This is a genomic window from Acinetobacter sp. GWC1_38_13, from assembly GCF_001767535.1.
GTDB lineage: Bacteria > Pseudomonadota > Gammaproteobacteria > Pseudomonadales > Moraxellaceae > Acinetobacter > Acinetobacter junii.
Genome location: NZ_MELG01000133.1, coordinates 4,745 through 7,482, shown reverse-complemented (window position 1 = coordinate 7,482; position 2,738 = coordinate 4,745). Strand labels below are relative to the sequence as shown.

General features: G+C 39.5%; 2 protein-coding genes. One reads left to right on the top strand and one right to left on the bottom strand.

The features are described 5' to 3' along the window. Window positions 1-424 (top strand): dTMP kinase (tmk, locus tag A2003_RS14900; protein ID WP_286687578.1); only part of this gene is annotated, 424 nt, incomplete at its 5' end. A 221-nt stretch (window positions 425-645) separates the two neighbouring features. On the opposite strand, the gene nadB is transcribed toward tmk, so the two are convergent. Beyond that, a complete protein-coding gene (gene nadB, locus A2003_RS14895) occupies window positions 646-2,283 on the bottom strand; it encodes an L-aspartate oxidase (RefSeq protein WP_171265937.1) in 1,638 nt (545 codons plus the stop codon). Between the last annotated feature and the right edge of the window lie 455 nt (window positions 2,284-2,738).

The window sequence follows — 2,738 nt, the reverse complement described above, 5'->3', positions numbered from 1 at the left end:
GAGTCATGATACTGAGCTATTACTGATTTATGCTGCACGATCTCAACATTTACAACAAGTGATTTTACCTGCATTAGCGGCGGGAAAAATTGTGTTGAGTGATCGTTTTACTGATGCCAGCTTTGCTTATCAGTGTTCTGGGCGTGGTTTAAGTCAGGAAAAGCTGCAATTGTTAAATCAAACTTTTGTGGCAAAAATGCCGAATATTACCTTTTGGTTGGATGCACCGATTGAGTTGGGCATGACCCGTGCTCGAGAGCGTGGTGCATTAGATCGTTTTGAACAAGAAAAATTGAGCTTCTTTGCCAAGGTACGTGCTGGTTATGAGACTTTATGGCAAGCAGAGCCTGAACGGATCAAGCGTTTGGATGCAACACAAAATGCCGATGTTGTATTTGAAGATGCTTTGCAGTATTTGAAGTAAATACGGTTATATACTCAACCTGCATTGTCGAAAAGTTTGGATGATGTTTTGGTTTTATTTCTTATGTCTTACTTTTCAAGGATGAAAAGTAACAAAAATCCTTTGTTGAGCTGACGGTACATCCTTGATACCGCAGCTCAACGGGCGACATCCATGTCGCCTATCGCGATAGTAAATAATAACTATAAGTTATCTTGAAAATATCAAAAAATGTGAAAGTATCACTCATTTACCAACGGCTGTTCCACCTTAAAGTTTGGCGGAGTTAACACTGTCTTACGAATTTCGTTTGAAAGCTCTGGGTAATCAAGCGTGTAATGCAAACCACGTGATTCCTTACGTTCCATCGCACAACGTACAATCATTTCGGAAACTAGAACGAGGTTACGCAATTCGATCAGGTTCTTACTGACGCGGTAATCTTGATAGTATTCATTGATTTCACGCTTTAACATCTCAATACGATGTAACGCACGTTGTAGACGTTTAGTCGTACGAACAATACCGACGTAGTTCCACATGGTTGAACGTAGTTCGTCCCAGTTTTGTAAGATAACAACATCTTCGTCAGCATCAGTCACTTGTGATTCATCCCAAGATGGTACGTTTGGAAATTCAAAGCTCAGGTTATGTTTGCTTTGAATGTCTTCCGCTGCACTCATACCATAAACGAAACATTCAAGTAACGAGTTACTCGCCATACGATTTGCGCCGTGTAAACCTGTATAAGAAGTTTCACCAATCGCATACAAACCATCAAGATCAGTTTGGCTATTAGAATCAACAACTACACCACCACAGGTATAGTGAGCAGCAGGAACAACAGGAATCATGTCTTTGGTAATATCAATTCCGAGTTCAAGCAAGCGAGCATATAGCGTAGGGAAGTGTTCAATAATAAATTCAGGTGATTTATGTGTGATGTCTAACCACACATGACGAATACCTAGACGTTTGATTTCATGGTCGATGGTACGTGCCACAATATCGCGTGGCGCCAGTTCAGCGCGTTCGTCAAAACGAAGCATAAAACGCTCGCCGTCAGGTAGACGTAAGTACGCACCTTCACCACGCATTGCTTCAGTAATTAAGAAAGAGCGTGCTTTAGGGTGGTATAAACACGTTGGGTGGAATTGATTAAACTCCATGTTTGCTACACGACAGCCTGCACGATACGCCATCGCAATACCATCACCTGTAGCAATATCTGGATTAGATGTATAGAGATATGCCTTCATAGCACCGCCACATGCTAATGCAGTAAAAGGTGCTAAGAAAGTATGAACTTGCTCAGTCTTTTCATTAAGAGCATATAAACCTATTGCACGGTTGGTTTGATCTAGATGACCAAGTTTGTGCAAGGTAATAAGATCAATTGCAATGTAGTTTTCAAAGATAGTGATATTTTTACGTTCTTTCGCACGTTCAACTAGGGTCGTTGAAATGGCTTTACCAGTTGCATCAGCCGAGTGAATGATTCGACGCTGCGAATGGCCACCTTCACGGGTGAGATGAAGTTGTTCATCATCGTCTAGAGTGAACTGGACACCTTGTTTTAATAAGAAATTTACAGAAGGCTTACCACCTTCAACCGTATGTTTGACAGCATCTAACTCACAAAGATGCCCGCCTGCAATCATAGTGTCATTAATATGTTGTTGAATTGAATCAGTCTCATCCAATACCGCAGCAACACCACCTTGAGCATAGTAAGTGCTAGCTTCAGTTAGTTCAGCCTTAGCTAAGATTGCAATGTTATAATGATGAGGTAAAGAAAGTGCGAGACTTAAACCTGCACCACCACTGCCCACAATAATCACGTCAAAATGATGAATTGTTTCTAAATCAGGCATGTCGATCTGCTTCAATATCAAACGTTCGCTAATGACACCGCTTTTTTGTAAAAAAGGCAAGTGCTATTGTGCTTAGAATTGCGCGAATTTTTAGCGAATAACCAGATAATTAGTCTATATGCCAAGAATTAAACTTTTCACACAGATTGAACATAAGTTACGTGAAGCAACATGGTTTTAATTTCTATTTAAGTAATTCAATAGAAACTCAAGTTGTAATTAGGAAGAATATATTTCTCCACATTTTCTCCATAATTTTATTTTTAAATTTGTCTGTATACCCCGAAAATACAAACATTTTTTAACGAAATAAAAATGTAGCTTATGATAAAACATTAGCTTAAATTTCTATTCGATCATCAGTATGTAGGTTCTTGCTTCTATGAAAAGTCGATATATACAACAAGGATTGTTCACTGCGGTATTTACAGTAGCAGCTGCACAAGTAAATGCTGCGTCAC